At 66.7% G+C, this 17,170-nt stretch carries 14 protein-coding genes; 3 read left to right on the top strand and 11 right to left on the bottom strand.

Annotation, left to right across the window (positions count from 1 at the left end; genetic code table 11):
- The first annotated feature begins 201 nt into the window (after positions 1-201).
- Complete coding sequence (locus tag QX124_RS16885) at positions 202-1,404, top strand: integrase core domain-containing protein (RefSeq protein ID WP_315796132.1); 1,203 nt, start codon at positions 202-204, stop codon at positions 1,402-1,404.
- A 339-nt stretch (positions 1,405-1,743) separates the two neighbouring features.
- Here QX124_RS16885 and hemA read toward each other — a convergent pair whose 3' ends face one another.
- The 5 genes from hemA to QX124_RS16860 all read right to left on the bottom strand — a co-directional run bounded on the left by hemA (position 1,744) and on the right by QX124_RS16860 (position 8,081).
- The gene (hemA, locus tag QX124_RS16880) at positions 1,744-2,973 is read right to left on the bottom strand and encodes a 5-aminolevulinate synthase (RefSeq protein WP_315797752.1); all 1,230 of its coding nucleotides are present in this window, start codon (positions 2,971-2,973) and stop codon (positions 1,744-1,746) included.
- Between the two features lie 209 nt (positions 2,974-3,182).
- Positions 3,183-4,241: an MBL fold metallo-hydrolase gene (locus QX124_RS16875; protein ID WP_315797751.1), complete on the bottom strand. Its 1,059-nt coding sequence runs from the start codon at positions 4,239-4,241 to the stop codon at positions 3,183-3,185.
- 191 nt (positions 4,242-4,432) lie between these two features.
- Positions 4,433-6,571 carry a HAMP domain-containing methyl-accepting chemotaxis protein gene (locus QX124_RS16870; RefSeq protein ID WP_315778418.1) on the bottom strand — a complete coding sequence of 713 codons (2,139 nt, stop codon included), beginning with the start codon at positions 6,569-6,571 and terminating at the stop codon, positions 4,433-4,435.
- Positions 6,572-6,814: 243 nt separating this feature from the next.
- The gene (locus QX124_RS16865; RefSeq protein WP_315784731.1) at positions 6,815-7,549 is read right to left on the bottom strand and encodes a porin family protein; all 735 of its coding nucleotides are present in this window, start codon (positions 7,547-7,549) and stop codon (positions 6,815-6,817) included.
- A gap of 220 nt (positions 7,550-7,769) precedes the next feature.
- A complete protein-coding gene (locus QX124_RS16860) occupies positions 7,770-8,081 on the bottom strand; it encodes a hypothetical protein (protein ID WP_315717894.1) in 312 nt (103 codons plus the stop codon).
- A 286-nt stretch (positions 8,082-8,367) separates the two neighbouring features.
- Between QX124_RS16860 and QX124_RS16855 the strand changes: the two genes are divergently transcribed.
- The gene (locus QX124_RS16855) at positions 8,368-10,356 is read left to right on the top strand and encodes a methyl-accepting chemotaxis protein (RefSeq protein ID WP_315797750.1); all 1,989 of its coding nucleotides are present in this window, start codon (positions 8,368-8,370) and stop codon (positions 10,354-10,356) included.
- A 74-nt stretch (positions 10,357-10,430) separates the two neighbouring features.
- Here QX124_RS16855 and QX124_RS16850 read toward each other — a convergent pair whose 3' ends face one another.
- Genes QX124_RS16850 through QX124_RS16840 form a run of 3 tightly spaced genes read right to left on the bottom strand, consistent with a single transcriptional unit; the run spans position 10,431 to position 14,234 of the window.
- A complete protein-coding gene (locus QX124_RS16850) occupies positions 10,431-12,695 on the bottom strand; it encodes a xanthine dehydrogenase family protein molybdopterin-binding subunit (protein ID WP_315797749.1) in 2,265 nt (754 codons plus the stop codon).
- On the bottom strand, positions 12,685-13,743 hold the full coding sequence (locus tag QX124_RS16845) for a xanthine dehydrogenase family protein subunit M (protein ID WP_315797748.1): 1,059 nt from the start codon (positions 13,741-13,743) through the stop codon (positions 12,685-12,687). Before QX124_RS16845 ends, QX124_RS16850 begins: the two co-directional genes overlap by 11 nt.
- A complete protein-coding gene (locus QX124_RS16840) occupies positions 13,740-14,234 on the bottom strand; it encodes a (2Fe-2S)-binding protein (RefSeq protein WP_315797747.1) in 495 nt (164 codons plus the stop codon). Before QX124_RS16840 ends, QX124_RS16845 begins: the two co-directional genes overlap by 4 nt.
- A 196-nt stretch (positions 14,235-14,430) precedes the next feature.
- Between QX124_RS16840 and QX124_RS16835 the strand changes: the two genes are divergently transcribed.
- Complete coding sequence (locus QX124_RS16835) at positions 14,431-15,030, top strand: TetR/AcrR family transcriptional regulator (RefSeq protein ID WP_315773772.1); 600 nt, start codon at positions 14,431-14,433, stop codon at positions 15,028-15,030.
- Between the two features lie 18 nt (positions 15,031-15,048).
- Here QX124_RS16835 and QX124_RS16830 read toward each other — a convergent pair whose 3' ends face one another.
- From QX124_RS16830 to QX124_RS16820, 3 genes are all read right to left on the bottom strand, one after another.
- Complete coding sequence (locus QX124_RS16830) at positions 15,049-15,567, bottom strand: hypothetical protein (protein WP_315735957.1); 519 nt, start codon at positions 15,565-15,567, stop codon at positions 15,049-15,051.
- Positions 15,554-15,841 (bottom strand): hypothetical protein, encoded by a 288-nt coding sequence (locus QX124_RS16825; protein WP_315735958.1) that lies wholly within the window; start codon positions 15,839-15,841, stop codon positions 15,554-15,556. The genes QX124_RS16830 and QX124_RS16825 overlap by 14 nt, the downstream gene beginning before the upstream one ends.
- 75 nt (positions 15,842-15,916) lie before the next feature.
- The gene (locus QX124_RS16820; RefSeq protein ID WP_315757568.1) at positions 15,917-16,618 is read right to left on the bottom strand and encodes an alpha/beta hydrolase; all 702 of its coding nucleotides are present in this window, start codon (positions 16,616-16,618) and stop codon (positions 15,917-15,919) included.
- Between the last annotated feature and the right edge of the window lie 552 nt (positions 16,619-17,170).

Here is a 17,170-nt window from a genome sequence, read left to right as displayed (position 1 = left end):
GCGGTCCGTTCCATATCCAGACGGATCGGTGGAGTCGTGACGATCTGAGCCCGTGTCTCGTGGCCGGTCAGCGCCCCTCCCCCTTGCGGGGAGGGGGTGGGGGTGGGGGGGGCCAGGTATGAACCGGGCTGAGTCCTGACAATTCAGACCGGGTTGATTCCTGACAGGCAAGCTTCGTCCGATTCGAAGGAGGATCGGTCGATGCCTTTCAGGGAGAGCAGTCCTGTGGAGCAGCGTATCGGGTTGTTTCGGGAGTACGACACGGGAGCTTTTTCGGTGACGGAGCTGTGCGCGCGGCACGGCATCAGCCGGGAGACGTTCTACGTTTGGGAGCGCCGCCGCGCGAGCGGGGATCCGCAGTGGTTCGAGGAGAAGAGCCACGCCGTGCAGAACTGCCCGCACGCCACAGCGGACCGGCTGGCACGGCGCATCATCGCAACACGACGACGGTTTCCGCATTTTGGCCCCAAGAAGATCAAGGCCTGGCTCGCGCGCGAGCGAACGGAGGTCGACTGGCCGGCGGCCTCGACGATCGGCGACCTCCTGAAGCGTGAAGGCCTGGTCGAAGCGCGGCCACGCCGACGTCGGGCGATCGCGCAAGGCGAGCTGATCACGCCGGCGGAGGGCCCCAATGACGAGTGGGCGATCGACTTCAAAGGCTGGTTCCGCACTGGCGATGGCACGCGCTGCGATCCGCTCACCATCACCGATGCGGCGAGCCGCTATCTCATCGAGGTGCGCATTGTCGATCCGACCTGGGCTGGCGTGAAGGGCGCTCTGGAGCGCGTTTTCAAGGATATCGGCCTTCCCGACGCGATCCGCTCCGACAATGGAGTACCGTTCGGATCGACGGGAGCTGGCGGCCTTTCGGCGCTCTCGGTGTGGTGGCTCAAGCTCGGCATCGAGCCACGCTACATCCCACCAGCGAGCCCGCAGGACAACGGCCGGCACGAGCGCATGCACCGCACGCTGAAGGCCGAGACGTCGAAGCCACCGGCAGACACGGCCGCCGAGCAGCAGCGACGCTTCGACGCCTTTCGCCGCCACTTCAACGAGGAGCGGCCGCACGAGGCGCTCGACCAGGTGGCCCCCGTCAAGCTCTGGCGCAGGCCGGTGCGCTTCATGCCAGACCGTCTCGATGATCCCTGGTACGACGCCGATCACGAGGTCCGCCGCGTGCGTCCCACCGGGGACATCAAATGGCAAGGCGAGCACGTCTTCGTTGGCGAAGCGCTCGCCGGCGAACTCATCGGCCTCGCCAAGCACGATACCGGCGGCCACATCGTCCGCTTCTGGGGCCGAGACCTCGGGCTGATCGACCGCGACCGCCGTTTCCTGCGCTTTGCTCCGCCGCGTGCGCGGCTCCGCGTCGCGCAGGAAACGGCGGAGACAACACAGCAGTGATCGAATAGTGTCAGGGATCAGCCCGGTCCAAAATGTCAGGGATCAACCCGGTCGGTCAGGCACTGAATTGAATTAGACGCGCGCCTCGGCCTTATCGTCAGCAGCTGGACTCTTCGCTCCTTTAGAGAGCTCAGGCTGTCTCATGGAGAGCGGGACTCGTGGACCCCCACCCCCGACCCCTCCCCGCAAGGGGGAGGGGAGCGCAGTGGCGCGTGAGGTGATCGCGTAGCCAGCTCAGCCGCGGGCGCGCGTAGCCCGGATGAGCGGAGCGATATCCGGGGTCCTATGAGCTGCCGAGGCGAACCCGGGTGTCGCTGCGCTCACCCGGGCTACGAAGGGCTACTCCGCCGCCATCGCCTTCTTGTGCAGCGAAAGGCCCAGCCGTTCCCAGACCTGCAGCAGGGCCTCGGCGAGGCGGTCGATCAGGCCGTCGTCGTGATAGGGCGAGGGCGTGATGCGCAGGCGCTCGGCGCCCTTGGCGACGGTCGGGTAGTTGATCGGCTGGATGTAGATGCCGTGCTCTTCCAGCAGCAGGTCGGAGGCCTGCTTGCACTTCTCGGGATCGCCGACGAACAGCGGCACGATGTGGGTGTCGTTGGTCATCACCGGCAGGCCGGCGGCGTTGAGGATCGCCGTCACCCGAGCGGCGCGGTCCTGGTGGCGTTCGCGCTCCCAGCTCGACGATTTCAGGTGCTTGATCGCAGCCGTGGCGGCCGAGCAGATCGGCGGCGGCAGCGCGGTCGTGAAGATGAAGCCCGGCGCGTAGGAGCGCACGGCGTCGATGATCTCGCCCTTCGCGGCGATGTAGCCGCCGAGGCAGCCGAACGCCTTGGCGAGGGTGCCTTCGAGGATGTCGATGCGGTGCATGACGCCGTCGCGCTCGGCGATGCCGCCGCCGCGCGGGCCGTACATGCCGACCGCATGCACCTCGTCGACATAGGTCATCGCGTTGTAGCGCTCGGCGAGATCGCAGATCGCCGCCAGCGGCGCGACGTCGCCGTCCATCGAATACAGGCTCTCGCAGGCGATCAGCTTCGGCCGGTTCGGGCCGGCCGCGATCAGGAGCTCTTCGAGATGGCCGAGGTCGTTGTGGCGCCAGATCTGGCGCTCGCAGCCGGACTGGCGCACGCCCTCGATCATCGAATTGTGGTTCAGCGCGTCCGACAGGATCAGGCAGTCGGGGATCAGCTTGGCGAGCGTGGCGATGCCGGTCTGGTTGGAGACATAACCGGAGGTGAACAGCAGCGCCGCTTCCTTGCCGTGGAGGTCGGCGAGCTCGGCCTCGAGCTGCACCAGGGGATGATGGGTTCCGGCGATGTTGCGGGTGCCGCCGGCGCCGGTCCCGACGCGGGTCGCGGTCTCGACCATCGCGCCGACCACCTTCGGGTGCTGGCCCATGCCGAGATAGTCGTTGGAGCACCAGATCACGACATTGCGTGGTCCGCTCGGCGAGTGCCAGGTCGCATGCGGGAACCGGCCGGCGATGCGTTCGAGATCGGCGAAGACACGGTAGCGACGCTCATCATGCAGGCGACCGAGGGCGGCACTGAAGTACTGGCTGTAGTCCATCACGAAACCCGAACTGGCGCGCTGCAGTGCAGCATCTGAAGTGAAGACCTCGCGGCATGCGTGGCGTGAGGTCTTCTTAGAGCGTTTCCAGAGCGGCTGTCGAGCCGGAATCCCACGGCGGGAATTGGGCGATTTGTCCAAGGGAGGAGTGATCTCGGCCGAACGGCGCCCGGATTGCGGCGACGCGGCGGCGGCACGGCTTCGCAGCCTCAGGTGGTGCGATAATGCAGCACGGCGTCGACGTCCTGGCTGGTCAGCCGGCCCTCGACCAGCATGTAGTTGACGTGGGCGATCAGCTCGCCGGCGGCAAAGCCCATCTGGTGCGGGTCGAGCACGTGCTTGTGGAACACGACCGGCACGAGCTGCGCCGAGGTCTTCGGCTCGTCGCGGCAGGCGTCCGCGATCATCCGGCAGCGCTCCTCGTGGTGGTCGGCGAGCTGCTTGATGCGGGTCTTCAGCCCGTAGAACGGCACGCCATGGCCCGGCAGCACCAGCACGTCATAGGGCAGGGTGGTGGTGAGGCTCGCCAGCGACGCCAGATATTCGCCGAGCGAGTTCTGGTCCGGCTCGACCGCCCAGACGCTGACATTGGGCGAGATCTTGCTCAGCACCTGGTCGGCGGACAGGAACAGCTTGTCGGCGGCACAATACAGCATGACCTGGTCGAGCGCGTGGCCGCCGCCGGTGATGACCTTGAAGCGCCGGCTGCCGATCTGGATCTCGTCGCCATGGGAGACGCGGCGGTAGGAGGCCGGCAGCACCGAGACGCGCTGCAGATATTCCTGGCCGCGGCCGAGCAGCTTGTCGGTCAGGGTCTCGTCCATGCCGTGGCGGCGGAAGAACAGCCGCTGGGCATCGCGGCGCTCCTCGGTGCCGCGGTTCTGGTGATAGACCGACTGCAGGTACTCGACCTGCGACATCACCAGCGGGCAGTTGAAGCGCTCGACGATCCAGCCGGCGAGCCCGACATGGTCGGGATGCGAATGCGTCACGATCAGCCGGCTGATCTTGACGTGTTTGAGCGGGCCATCGAGCAGCCGCGTCCAGGCGGCGATCGACTCCTCATTGCCGAAGCCTGAGTCCACCGCGACCCAGCCGTCGCCATCGGCGAGCAGATAGATGTTCACATGGTTGAGGCGGAACGGCAGCTTCAGGCGCAGCCACAGCACGCCGGGCGCGACCTCGACGACCTGGTCCTCACCGGGATGCTGCTCCCAGGGATAGCGCAGGGCTTCGGCGGAGGAGTGAACGGTGTCTGTCTTCGTCATGCCTCATCGATTAACGGCCGCTGCGGGCGAGCGCCAGCCGAAAAACACATGGCTGGACGGCATTCCGGGGTACGGAAGGTGCTTCGGGTCGCGCCAGCATGACCTGCCTCGACGCCTTCTGCTTCGCCACGCCCCCATCATTCCGGGGCGAGGCCGCAGGCCTCGAACCCGGAATGACCGGCGAGTAGCAACTACGCCGCCCGGATGTTGGTCAGGAACGAATCGACCTCGGCGCGCAAGGTGTCGGCCTCGCGGCGTAGCGCCTCCGAGGCGCTGAGCACCTCGTTGGCGGAGGTGCCGGCCTGGGCCGAGGCGCTGGAGACGCCGGTGATGTTGTTGGAGACCTCGGTGGTGCCGGAGGCCGCCTGCTGGATGTTGCGGGCGATCTCGTGCGTCGCGGTGCCCTGCTGCTCCACGGCGGCGGCGATCGCGGTGGTGACGTTGTCGATCTCGGCGATGGTCTCGCCGATGTTGCGGATCGCCGACACGGCCGACGAGGCGACCTGCTGCATGCCTGCGATCTGGGTGCGGATCTCGTCGGTGGCCTTGGCGGTCTGGCTCGCCAGGCTCTTCACCTCCTGCGCGACCACCGCGAAGCCGCGGCCGGCCTCGCCCGCGCGCGCCGCCTCGATCGTGGCGTTGAGCGCGAGCAGGTTGGTCTGCGAGGCGATCGCCTGGATCAGGTCGACGACGACGCTGACGCGGCTCGCATTGTCGGCGAGTCCCTGCATCGTCGAGTCGGTGGCGCCGGCTTCCTCGACCGCCTTCTTGGCGATCTGGGCCGAGGTCACGACCTGGCGGCTGATCTCCGCGATCGACGACGACAACTGCTCGGTGCCGGCCGACACGGTCTGGACGTTGACCGAGGTCTCCTCGGCAGCCGCCGCGACCGCATTGACCAGCGAGTTGGACTGGTCGGCGGTCTGCGACATGCTCTGCGCGGTCGCCTGCATGGCCGTGGCGGAGTTCTGCAGCGTGCCGAGGGCGCTGCGCACCGTCGCCTCGAACGTGGCGATCTGGGCCTCCATGCGCGCGGCGCGCTCGGCCTTGGCGGCATTCTCGCGGTCCTGCTCGGCGGCCAGGGTACGGGCACGGACCATGTTGTCGCGGAACACCTGCAGGGTGTCGACCATCGCGCCGATCTCGTCGCGCTGCTTCGAGGCCGCAATCTCGGTGTCGAGATCGCCGCTCGACAGCGTCTGCATCGCCTGCTGCAGCCGCTTGATCCGGCGCAGGATGTTGCCGCCGACATAGAGCCAGACGAACAGCACCGAGCCGAGCAGCGTGGCTGCGCCGGCACCGGCCATGCCGAGCGTCGCGAGCTCGATGTCACGGCCCGCCGTGCTGGTGGCGCTTTCGGTCGACTTGCGCACGCCTTCGACGAGCTGCTGCACGCTGATGTCGAGACCGACATTGAGCTTTCGCGTCTCCTCCAGCACGGTCTGCCCGTAATCGTTGGCGTCGAGCTCCTTCTCGCGCGTCTTGAACACGCGGGCCTTGCCCTCGCCGAGTGCGGCGAGCTTCAGCGCGGCATCGTGGATTGCCTTGGTGCTGCGGCCGGTCGGCAGCAATTCGAGATTGGATTTGAGCTGCGCCAGCGCCTCCTTGAACTGCCGCTCGATCGTCTCCAGCGTGTCGCTGTCGTTGGCCGAGAGCGCGGCAGCCATCTGCGCCACCAGCAGGTTGCCGGACGCGATCACGTTGCCGAGCTGCTCGACGAACCGTGCGGCCGCCGTTGCGTCGTCTGCCGACACCTCGGCTGCGCCGAGCACGGCGTTGAGCTGCGTCTGGGCATCCAGCATCGGCTCGTTGGCGGCGGCAGTGAAGTCCGCCTGCGCCTTGCGCAGCGCGTCATACTGCTTGTTGTGCAGGGCCGCGACTTCGAGACGCTCGCGTGCGGCCGACACCAGGCTCTGATTGGCCTCGTTGATGTTCTTGATGGTTTCGGCGAGCGGCGCCACCACGCTTTTCGCGGCGCCGAGCGCGCTGATCTCGCTCAGGCGCTCCTGCGTGGTCTTCTGGATCTCCTGCATCTTCTTCAGGCGATCGTTGAGCGCGTCCTCGCTCTGGGACTGCAGCAGCGCCGGGCCGAGGCTGGCCAGGCCGGAGCTCTGCGCCAGCAATTGCAGGCTCGACGTGAGGCGCGGAATCTCGCGGTCCGAGAGCTCGACCATGGTGCCGCCGACGTGTCGCAGCATCAGTCCCGCAGCGACGCTGATCGCGATCGCCATGCCGGCGATCACTGCGAAGGCTGCGAACAGGCTGCCGCGGACGCCCCATCCAGGTCGCAGGACTCCGAGCACCCTGCTGAAGCTGAACCGAATCGCCATCTCTGGTGTCCCCCGATATGCACTACTTGGAGCTGTTGCTTGCAGGCAGTATCGCGGCGGGCGGTTAACAAATCCGGGAAACTACTCGGGCAGTGCTGAGTTTTCTCGCATTTTCGCATTTCACCGTGCGGCATTTAACAGGACGGAAAGGATTGTTGGGCCGCGCTTTCGATAACCTATGACAGAAAAGGCCGGCATCGCTGCCGGCCTTCCCGTCGTTTGTTGTTATTTGACGCCTGCGGATCAGTAGCGGGCCGCGAGCGGAGCGCCCCAGTTGAAGCGGTAGTTCACGCCAGCCTTGAAGGTGTGGTCGTCGGTGGTGAAGCTGCCGGTCGGGACCAGCGCGGCGGGCGCCGTGAAGGTGGCGCTGCCGAAATTGTAGTACTGATACTCGGCCTTGGCCGACCAGTTGGGCGCGAACATGTATTCGAGGCCGGCGCCGACGGTCCAGCCGTTGCGGTGGTCGCCGTTGGTTGCGAAGCCGACTGGCGTGCCGGCGAACGTCACCTTCTCGTTGTTGTCGGAATAGGCGTAGCCGCCCTTCACGTAGAGCAGGCCCGGACCCCAGGTGTAGCCGAAGCGGCCGGTGATCGAGCCGAGGCCGCGCTGGCTGTTGGTGTAGACGAGGCCGCCGGGGAAGGCGGCGCCGACGCTGCCGCTCAGCCAGCTGTACTGGCCCTCGGCGCCGATCACCCAGGTCGGTGCGAACTGCCAGTCGGCGCCGACCTGCACGCCGCCCAGGAAGCGGCCGTTGGAGTTGTTGCCGGTGGCGAGGCCGGAGAAGTTGTTGTCGCTGGAGAACGCGCCGCCGAGATGGGCGCCGAGATAGAAGCCGGTCCAGTTGTAGATCGGAGCGGCATAGGCCGGCGGCGCCTTGGTGGCGTAGGGATAGGTCCGGGCGCCGAGATCGGCGGCGACAGCGGACTGGGCCGAGGCCAGCGCGGCGACTGCAACGGTTGCGAACAGGATCTTCTTCATGGCGGGGTCTCCGATACTCAACTAACAAGGCTCGCGCAGCGCGCGCCGTCGATGGATCGGAGATAGATTGCTTTCGAATAAAATGCTGTCACTCGCGCAGCACACTGGCCTCCAACCCGACCTTCTGCGGGCAAAGGTTCTGGCGTAGTTAGCAATGCACTAACGAAGGCTGAACCGGGAGTTAACGCCGGGCCCCTTTGTGCCGCCGCGGCACAACCGGTTAAGGCGCGTTAAGAGCTCGATGCAGGGCCGCGACTGCGTCGCGCAGCTGCTCGCGATGAACGATGTCGTCCTTGGGCATCGAAGCGATGCCGGCGGCGAGCTCGTGAAGGATCGCGGCGAGCAGTCCAAAGTTCAGATGCATATGGATCGACTTGCGGACGTCCTCGGGGCCGGGGCGCTCCAGGGTCAATGCCAGGCCAGATGATTCGAGATGGGCTTCGAACCGCGAGGAATGCTCGAACGTGCCGGCATAGAACTTGTCGGGATATTCGAGCGCGATCTCGGCCTTGTCCGGGATGGGTTTCGACATGGTAGCTCCTGAGCGGCGATGCGCGCATGTTCGCAGATCTGCCTCCCGCCGCCTTGCGCCAGGTCATAGTGGGCGGAGCGCCTGCGTCCCCCGATCGAGTCGGGCCGGACCGCATTTCTACGGGGGCGGAAATTTACCTTCCCTGAGAAAAGGTTGTGCACGCTGATCAAATTGACGACTCGATGCCGGTCGTTCCGGACGGACCAGCTCCATGCAAGCGAGCGGAGAGGGCTCCGGCGGGGCGACGGCGGGTGCAGTCCACCCTCCAGCGAAATGTGCCGCCGACATGAAGATGCGTCTCTCCATTTCCACGTTCATTGCGGCTTTTGGCCTTGTGCTCGCACTCGGCTTCGGTGCGGTCGTGCTGACCAGCGCCTATGCGCTGCGCGAGCTCAAGGTCGGCGGGCCCCTCTACGACAAGATCAAGCTCGGCAATGATCTGGTGGCGGACATCCTGCCGCCGCCTGAATATGTCCTCGAGGCCTATCTCGAGGCGACCCTCGCACTCCGGACGCCGAAGGATCTCGACACGCATGTCAAGAAGCTGGCGCAACTGAAGAAGGACTATGAGGATCGCAAGACGTTCTGGATCGGCTCGGCGCTGCAGCCTGATCTGAAGTCGCTGCTGGTCGAACGATCGGACGGTGAGGTCCAGAAATTCTGGCAGGCCCTGGAAGCCGAGTTGATCCCGGCGCTGCGCTCCGGCGACATGGCGAAGGCCGATGCCGCCTATGCCCGGCTGGCCGAAGCCTACGCCGCCCACCGCGCGGTGATCGATACGCTCGTCGACAAGGCGAACAAGCTGAATGCGGACATGGAGGCCACGGCGGCGACCCAGGATCGCAGCATCTCCATCGTCGTGTGGACCGTGTCCGGCATCGTTCTGGCTCTGGTCGTCGCCGGCATGTCCGGGCTGGTGATCGGCGTCGTCCGTCCGCTGTCGCGCATGACCGGCCTGATGCGGCGGATCGCCGAGGGCGATCTATCGGCCGACATTTCCTATTCGGAACGCGGCGACGAGATCGGCGCGATGGCGGGCGCGCTGAGCATCTTTAAGACCAACGCGCTGGAGAATGCGAGCCTGCGCGACAAGCAGGAGCGCGACCGTTTGGCCGCCGAGGAGCATAAGAAGCGCGCCATGCTCGACATGGCCGACGTGATCGAGCGCGAGACCGAGACGTCCGTCGAAGCTGCGGCCGGCGCATCGCGCCAGGTCGAGGCCGTCGCCGCAGGCCTCTCGGAACTGGCCGAGGAGCTGTCGACCGATGCGCAATCGGTGGCCGCAGCCTCGGAGCAGTCGCTCTCCAATGCCCAGACGGTCTCGTCGGCAGCCGAGCAACTGAGCTCGGCGATCCGCGAGATCTCGAGCCAGGTGGCGCGCGCCAGCACGATCACCAAATCGGCGGTGACGGAGCGCGAGAAGGCGAAGAACACGATGCTCTCCTTGTCCGCGGCCGTGGACAAGATCGCCGAGGTCTCCAACCTGATCGGCGGCATCGCCGAGCAGACCAACCTTTTGGCGCTCAATGCCACCATCGAGGCGGCGCGCGCCGGCGACGCCGGCCGCGGCTTTGCCGTGGTTGCGGCCGAGGTCAAATCGCTGTCGGATCAGACCGCCAAATCGACCGAGGAGATTTCGCGCCTGATCGGCGAGGTGCAGACCACCACGCAGGCGACCGTCGACGTCGTCGAAGGCATCGGCAGCCAGATTTCCGAGATCGACGAGGTCGCAGCCTCGATCGCCGCGGCGATGGAGGAGCAGCACGCGGCGACCCAGGAGATCAGCCGCTCGGTCCGGTCGTCGGCGAGCGCGGCGCGCGATGTGTCGTCCAAGATCGGCAATGTCGGCAGGGACGCCGGCATGGTCAACGATCGGGCCGCCGAGGTGCGCAACGCCATCGGCTCCGTGGCAACGGGCCTGACCTCGCTCCGTGCCACGCTGGTGAAGGCCGTCAGGACGGCGACCGCCGAAGCCGATCGCCGTCAGTCGCCGCGGTTGAAGTCGAGCCTGGCGATCAAGGTCGTCGACGATCGCAAGGGCGTGGTGAAGGCCGATCTGGTGGATATTTCCGAAGGCGGCGCCTGGATCAGGTTCGATCCCGAGCCGGGCATCGGCGATCGCGGCGTCATGGAGTTCAGTGGCTTCGACGGCCGCGTGCAATATCGGGTCCGCGCCCGTGACAAGGACGCGCTGCATGTCGAGTTCGACCCCGGCCAGAATCGCGAGGCGTTTCTGGCGTGGTTCAGGCGGACCTTCGCACGGCAGGCGGCGTAGACGGAGCGCCGTCGCTTGCCTCCGCTCTCGGCCAAGAGAACGGAGGCTTCGTGCCGGTCCTCAACGCGCCATCGTCATTGGCGCGAGACCAGATCGCTGATCCGCACTGGGAAGCGCCTGATCCGAATGCCGGTCGCATGCGCCACTGCGTTGGCCACCGCCCCGGCGGAGCCGGTGATGCCGATCTCGCCGACGCCCTTGATGCCGAGCGGGTTGACGAACGGATCGTGCTCCTCGACCGTGAACGCCTCGATCGCCGGGACGTCGGCATTCACCGGCACATGATACTCGCCGAGATTGGCGTTCATGATGCGGCCGCTGCGCCGGTCGGTGACGGCCTCCTCGTGCAGCGCCAGCGAGATGCCCCAGATCATGCCGCCGATGAGCTGGCTGTTCACCAGCTTCGGATTGATGATCCTCCCGGCCGCAAACGCGCCGACCATCCGCGTCACCCTGACCTGGCCGAGATCGGGATCGACCTTGACCTCGGCGAAGACGGCGCCATGCGAGCTCATCGCGTACTGCTCGTTGGCGGCGGGATCGGGCACGCCTGAGCCGGAGCCCTCGATCTCGGCGAGACCGGCGCGGGCCAGGATGTCGGCATAGCTCTCGCCGCGGCTGTCATCGTCGCGCCGCAGCAGCCGCCCGTTGCGAGCGATCACGCCGGCATTGCCGGCGCCGAACAGTGGCGAGCGCTCATCCGCCGTCGCAAGCCCGGCAAGCTTCGCGATGACCGCGGCTCCCGCATTGTGGATCGCGGTGCCCACGGTCGCCGTGTGGGCCGAGCCGCCGGCGATGCCGGCATCCGGCAGATCCGACGTTCCGGCCTTGAACGTGACCTGGTCGAGATCGAGCGCGAGAGAATCCGCGGCGATCTGTGCGAACGCGGTCCACGCGCCCTGGCCCATGTCGTGCGCGCCGCTCTCCACCACGCCGCTGCCATCGCGCCGGATCACCGCGCGCGCCTGGCCTGCGAACATCAGCGCATGGAACGTCGCCGTGCCCATGCCCCAGCCGACCAGGAAGCCGTCCTTGTCGCGCATCGTGCGCGGCTTCAGCGGCCGCTCCCACCAGCCGAAACGCTCCGCACCTTGCGTGTAGCACTCGCGCAGCGCCTTGGACGAGAACGGCTTGCCGATGGCCGGCTCGACCTCGGCGTAGTTCTTGACCCGGAAGGCGAGCGGATCGAGGCCGCAGGCCTCGGCCATCTCGTCGACCGCGCTTTCCAGCGCGATCGAGCCCGGCGCGATGCCGGGCGCGCGCACGAACAGCGGCGTGCCGGTGTCCATGCGCACCGCGTCATAGGTGGTCGCGATCGCCGGCGCGGTATACAGCGTGTGCGTGACATGCGCCGCCGCCTCGTAGAAATCCTCGAAGCTCGAGGTCGCAATCCGCGCGTGATGATGGATCGCCGACAATTGTCCCGCGCCGCTTGCGCCGAGCTGCAACGTCTGCCGGGTCGGCGAGCGATGGCCGAACGGACCGTAGAGCTGCTCGCGGCGCACCACGAGCTTCACCGGACGTCCGGTCAGCTTCGCGGCGAGGATGCCGAGGATCTGCGGTCCCGCGATGAGGCCCTTGCCGCCGAAGCCGCCGCCGAGATAGGGGCTGCGGATCAGGATGCTCTCCGGCGCGATGCCGAACAGCTCGGCGAGGCGCCCGCGCATCATCACGAGGCCCTGGGTCGGCGTGTCGATGACGAGGCGATCGCCCTGCCATTCGGCGACGATCGCATGCGGCTCCATCGCGTTGTGATAGTGCGCCGGGGTCTCATAGGTCGCGGTGATCTGCCTGTCGCTGCCCGCCAGCGCGGCCTCGACATCGCCATGGTAGCTCTCGGCAGGAAATCCCATGCCGACCACAGGCGGCACGTAGGCGTCGCTGGCGTCGAGCCCGATGCGGGCCTGCTCGACTTCGTAGCGCGGGGACAGCAGAGCGGCGCCTTCGGTCGCTGCTTCCAGGCTCTCGGCGACGACGAGCGCGATCGGCTGGTTGGCGTAGCGCACGCGATCGTTCTGCAGCGCCTCGAAGCGGAACGCGAACGGATTAGGCTTGCCGTCGGGATCGGCGTGCAGCGGCGGCCGGTTGGCGGAGGTCATCACCTCGACCACGCCGGGATGCGCCTTGGCGGCTTCGACGTCGAGCGCGACGACGCGGCCGCGCGCGATGCTGGAGACGGCGAGCACGGCATAGAGCAGGCCGGGCGGATTGTTGTCGGCGGCGTAGCGTGCCGTGCCGGTGACCTTGGCGCGGCCATCGACGCGCGACAGCGACTGGCCGATGTTGGAGCCGTGTCTGATATGGGCGGGATCGCGGGAGAGATTGAGCTCAGGCGTCATGAAGCACTCCTGGAACGGAGGAGAAGGGAGAGGCCGGCAGCGCCGGCATGCGCGACGGCGTGCCTTGGCTCGCGGCTTGCAGCGCGCGCACGATCAGGCTGCGCGCGAGCGGGATCTTGTAGGCGTTGTCGCCGGAGGGCTTTGCGTCGTGCAGCGCCGCCTCGGCGGCGCGTTCGAACAGGTGTGCATCCGCGGGCTGTCCTGCGAGCAGCGCTTCGGCTTCATGGGGCCGCCATGGCTTGGCAGCGACGCCGCCGAGCGCCAGGCGCGCCTGCTTGATGCTGCCGTTCTCGATCACGAGACCGGCTGCCGCCGAGACGATCGCGAACGCGTAGGAATTGCGCTCGCGGACCTTCAGATAACGCGCATGCCTGGCGAAGGCGCGTGCAGCCGCCGGCAGCCGGATCGCGACGATCATGTCGCCCGACGCGAGCACGGTCTCCTTCTCCGGCGTGCTGCCGGGCAACAGATGCAGCGCCTCCAGCGCGACCTCGCGCCGGCCCGCTTTGCCTTCGATCTCAACCACGGCATCGAACGCCGCCAGCGGCACGCAGAAGTCCGAGGGATTGGTGGCGATGCAGGCCTCGCTCCAGCCCAGCACAGCGTGCTGGTGGTTGTCGCCGCCGCGGGCGTCGCAGCCGGCGCCAGGCGTGCGCTTGTTGCAGGCCGAGGCCGGATCGTAGAAATAGGCGCACCGCGTCCGCTGCAGCAGATTGCCGCCGACGGTGGCGGCGTTGCGCAGCTGTGCCGAGGCGCCGGACAGCAGCGCTTCCGCGACGGCCGGAAAATCGCGCGCGAAGCTTGCGTCATGGGCGAGGTCCGCATTGCGCACCAGCGCGCCGATCCGGACGTCGCCATTGCCGAGCGTCTCGATCCGCGTCAGCTCCTTGATCTGCGAGATGTCGACCAGCCGCGCCGGCCGGACGACATTGCCCTTCATCAGATCGAGCAGGTTGGTGCCCGAAGCGAGATAGGCCGCGCCGGGCGCGCTGGCCGCTGCGACCGCCTCCGCGACCGTCGACGGCTTCACGTAGTCGAACCGGTTCATGCCGCGCGCTCCGTCTTGTCAGCAAGCGTCGCCTGCGCGTCGAGCACGGCCTCGACGATGCCGACATAGGCGCTGCAGCGGCACAGATTGCCGCTCATGCCTTCCCGGACGCGGTCCGGGTCGTCGCCGGCCTGGCCTTCATTGATGAGCCCGACCGCGCTCATGATCTGGCCCGGCGTGCAGAAGCCGCATTGCAGGGCGTCATGATCGATGAACGCCGCCTGCACCGGGTGCAGCTGGTCGCCTTGAGCAAGTCCTTCGATGGTGGTGATCGCGGCGCCGTCGAGGCTGACGGCCAGCGTCAGGCAGGAGTTGATGCGGCGGCCGTCGACCAGGACGGTGCAGGCGCCGCACTGGCCGCGGTCGCAGCCCTTCTTGGTGCCGGTGAGGTGGAGGCGCTCGCGCAGCAGGTCGAGCAGGGTGACCCTGGGGTCGTCGAGCGCAAGCGTTCGCGGCTCACCGTTGACGGTGAGTCTGACAGTCCAATTCATGCGTTGTTCCGATCGAAGCGATGGCCTAATCGGATCGCAGCGGGCACCGCCTTACGGGCGGTGGTCCGTCCAGATCCAGCGACCGCGGGACGACAGCTCAGCAAGGTTGGCTGTCCCGGGTGGCAGGTCTATTTATACGGAGGGTTCCTCCGTTTAGCAAGGGGACATGAACGGTCCGACATCAAGAGCTGGTGAGATGGAGACGAAACCACAAGAGCGGCCGCGCAAGCCGCGCGCCGATGCGCAGCGAAATCGCGAGCGCGTGCTGGAGGCCGCCAAGGCGGTGTTCAGCGCCGGCGGCGCCGAAGCCAGCCTGGAAGCGGTGGCGCGCCAGGCTGGCGTCGGCATCGGCACGCTCTATCGCCATTTCCCCACCCGCGAGGACCTGTTCGAGGCGGTGTACCGGCGCGAGGTCGAGCAGCTCTCGGAGCTCGCCGAGGCGCTGAAGAGCGAGCCGTCGCCGGTCGAGGCGCTGCGGCGCTGGCTGCGCTCGACGGTGCAGTTCGTCGCCACCAAGAAGGGCATGATGGCCGCACTGGCGATCGTCATGAACGCGAACTCCGAGCTCGCCGCCTATTCGCACGGCCATCTCACCCGCTCGATCGGCGCGCTGCTGTCGCGGGCCGTCGAGGCCGGCGAGATTCGCAGCGACATCAGCGCCGACGACGTCCTGCGTGCGCTGATCGGCATGTGCTACATGCACGACCAGACCGGCTGGCAGCAGAGCGTGCTGCGGCTGCTCGATGTGTTCGTGGACGGGTTGAGGGTGGGGAAGGGAAGAGTCAGCGAAGCGTAGTTGGCTTTCCGTCCTGGCTCAGCGGGGCGGGAATAGCAACAACGTCAACAATGTCAGGAAAGTTTCCTGGTTTTGGACGCGAGCGGCTTCGAAGCTCGCCAATGCAGCTCTCGCCATTCTGATGGCGAGCTGCGCATCCAGGGTTTTGACGCGGATCATCGGATTATAGTCGGCTTCATGGCGCTTCTCTTGCAGCTCCAGGACAGCGAATGCGAACGCTTGAAGGTTTGCTCCAAAGCCTCCAGAGGGCGCAAACGGGAGATATTTGGCGGAGAGCTTCGACTTTTTGATCTCCTCGCATAGCAATCGGAGGTCTCGATGATCCACGGCTCTATAGACGAGGGCGTATGAAGGTGTCCCTTGTTTCGTCTTGCCAACGAATTGATCTGCAGCGGCGATGAGCGTTGCATGAAACAATCCATAGTACGCAGCCGAAATTGCGCGACGGATGTTCACCTGCCGTGGTGGCCCCGCCGCAGGCGGAACGATCAACTGCTCAGCCTGCTGAAACAGATGCTCCGGATTAAGTATCGCCAACGGCCTCGTTCTCCGCCTCGTATTCGATCAGCGGAAAACGGTCCTCGCCTGCGGCCTGGAGCTGCTCTTGGATCTGGACCAGCGTATCCAGTACTGCTTCTCCCTCGATGTTGGTCCCTTGGATGGGGCTCAATACGATGGTGATCCGCAGCGCGTCACGGCCTTCGGAGTCCGCATAGGATGCCGTCGTGACGTCTGTTACCGCGGCGGAGCTGCTCAGATTCGCAGTGGCGACCTCGCGGGCGATCTTGGCGATTTTGGCGTTATCCAGCATTGTCGCAATATACGCTGCATTCCGGTGAGTTGCCACCGGCCAGCGTGCGGAGTCTCATATGGCTCATTGGCGATCTCACCCCCTCAACCACTCCATCAGCGCCTGCGCGGTCTCCTCCGGCTGCTCGGGCTGCGGCAGGTGACCGCAATTCTCCAGCACGACCAGCCAGCTGCCGTCGATGCCGTCGGCCATCTCCTTCGACAGGCTGTTCGGAATGGTGTTGTCGGTGTCGCCGGTCAGCACCAGGGTCGGGCAGCGGATCGCGGTCAATGTCGGCCGCGAGTCCGGACGCGACATGATGGCCGTCAGCTGCCGGATGAAGCCGATGACGCCGACCTCCTCGGCCATGTCGTGCACGAGCTGGCGCAGCCGCGGATCATCCTGTCGCGACGGATGCACGAAGCCTGAGAACAGCTCGTCGACCACGCCGTGATAGTCGCCCTCCTTGGCGCGGGTGATCATGGTGCGGCGGCGGGCGCTCGCCTCCGGCGTGTCGGGCCTCGCCTGGGTGTTGATCAGCGCCAGCCGGCCCACGCGCTCCGGCGCCTGGCGCATGATCTCGAAAGCGATGTAGCCGCCCATCGAATGTCCCGCGAGCGCGAAGCGCGGCGGCGCCTCGGCCAGGATGCGGCGCGCGATCGCGGCCATGCTGTCATCGCGGACGTGGTTGGCCACCATCACCGGCCCGAGCCGCCACAGCGCCGGGATGACAGGCGCATAGATGCGGGGCGACGAGATCAGTCCAGGCACCAGCACGAGCGGCAGCGCATCAGTCATGGGTCTTCCCCCGGAAACGGCGTTCACCTGGTCCGGGTGTTTTCCACCCGGCATGCCATTTACGCGCGTGAGGCGGCCGATGTCCAACGATGTGCTCCGCTTCGCGCCCGCCGCCCAGGGCGACGACCTCGTCCTCAGCCTTGCCCTGGCTCATCCTGCGCCTCTTCGCGACGGCGAACGGCCGCAGTGATCGGGTCGCACGCGACGCCGCTTGGGCCGCGGCGCCTCTGGCTTTCGTGATTGCGGCGCCATTCGCGGCAATCTGGTGGCGTCGTCCGCAATTCGCGCGCGAGGCGGGGATCCAACTACTTCCGTTCCGGATCATGCCACCATCGCATGCAGCGCGATGATACCTGGATGGATCGTCAATCGTGGCAAACAGGGTCGGGCGTCACGATAATATCACGTAATGGGCGTGGGCCGCGGCGTCGCAAGGCCTGCGACCACAACGATTAGTTCGCGCGGCCGGTAACTTCACGTGGCCGGCGATGGCCGGCTCTCTCGTGCTGCTGCGGCGATGAGTTGGTAGCACCGCGCTGTCGGTGATGACAT

Origin of the sequence: Bradyrhizobium sp. SZCCHNRI3043, from assembly GCF_032377735.1 — a bacterium.
In the GTDB taxonomy this organism is placed as follows: Bacteria; Pseudomonadota; Alphaproteobacteria; order Rhizobiales; family Xanthobacteraceae; genus Bradyrhizobium.
This window is presented reverse-complemented; position numbering and strand designations above follow the sequence as displayed.

What these genes read in the sequence shown, in the direction of transcription:
- QX124_RS16885 (WP_315796132.1), top strand. Translation starts at nt 202, where the DNA reads ATGCCTTTCAGGGAGAGCAGTCCTGTGGAGCAGCGTATCGGGTTGTTT.
- hemA (WP_315797752.1), bottom strand. Translation starts at nt 2,973, where the DNA reads ATGGACTACAGCCAGTACTTCAGTGCCGCCCTCGGTCGCCTGCATGAT.
- QX124_RS16875 (WP_315797751.1), bottom strand. Translation starts at nt 4,241, where the DNA reads ATGACGAAGACAGACACCGTTCACTCCTCCGCCGAAGCCCTGCGCTAT.
- QX124_RS16870 (WP_315778418.1), bottom strand. Translation starts at nt 6,571, where the DNA reads ATGGCGATTCGGTTCAGCTTCAGCAGGGTGCTCGGAGTCCTGCGACCT.
- QX124_RS16865 (WP_315784731.1), bottom strand. Translation starts at nt 7,549, where the DNA reads ATGAAGAAGATCCTGTTCGCAACCGTTGCAGTCGCCGCGCTGGCCTCG.
- QX124_RS16860 (WP_315717894.1), bottom strand. Translation starts at nt 8,081, where the DNA reads ATGTCGAAACCCATCCCGGACAAGGCCGAGATCGCGCTCGAATATCCC.
- QX124_RS16855 (WP_315797750.1), top strand. Translation starts at nt 8,368, where the DNA reads ATGAAGATGCGTCTCTCCATTTCCACGTTCATTGCGGCTTTTGGCCTT.
- QX124_RS16850 (WP_315797749.1), bottom strand. Translation starts at nt 12,695, where the DNA reads ATGACGCCTGAGCTCAATCTCTCCCGCGATCCCGCCCATATCAGACAC.
- QX124_RS16845 (WP_315797748.1), bottom strand. Translation starts at nt 13,743, where the DNA reads ATGAACCGGTTCGACTACGTGAAGCCGTCGACGGTCGCGGAGGCGGTC.
- QX124_RS16840 (WP_315797747.1), bottom strand. Translation starts at nt 14,234, where the DNA reads ATGAATTGGACTGTCAGACTCACCGTCAACGGTGAGCCGCGAACGCTT.
- QX124_RS16835 (WP_315773772.1), top strand. Translation starts at nt 14,431, where the DNA reads ATGGAGACGAAACCACAAGAGCGGCCGCGCAAGCCGCGCGCCGATGCG.
- QX124_RS16825 (WP_315735958.1), bottom strand. Translation starts at nt 15,841, where the DNA reads ATGCTGGATAACGCCAAAATCGCCAAGATCGCCCGCGAGGTCGCCACT.
- QX124_RS16820 (WP_315757568.1), bottom strand. Translation starts at nt 16,618, where the DNA reads ATGACTGATGCGCTGCCGCTCGTGCTGGTGCCTGGACTGATCTCGTCG.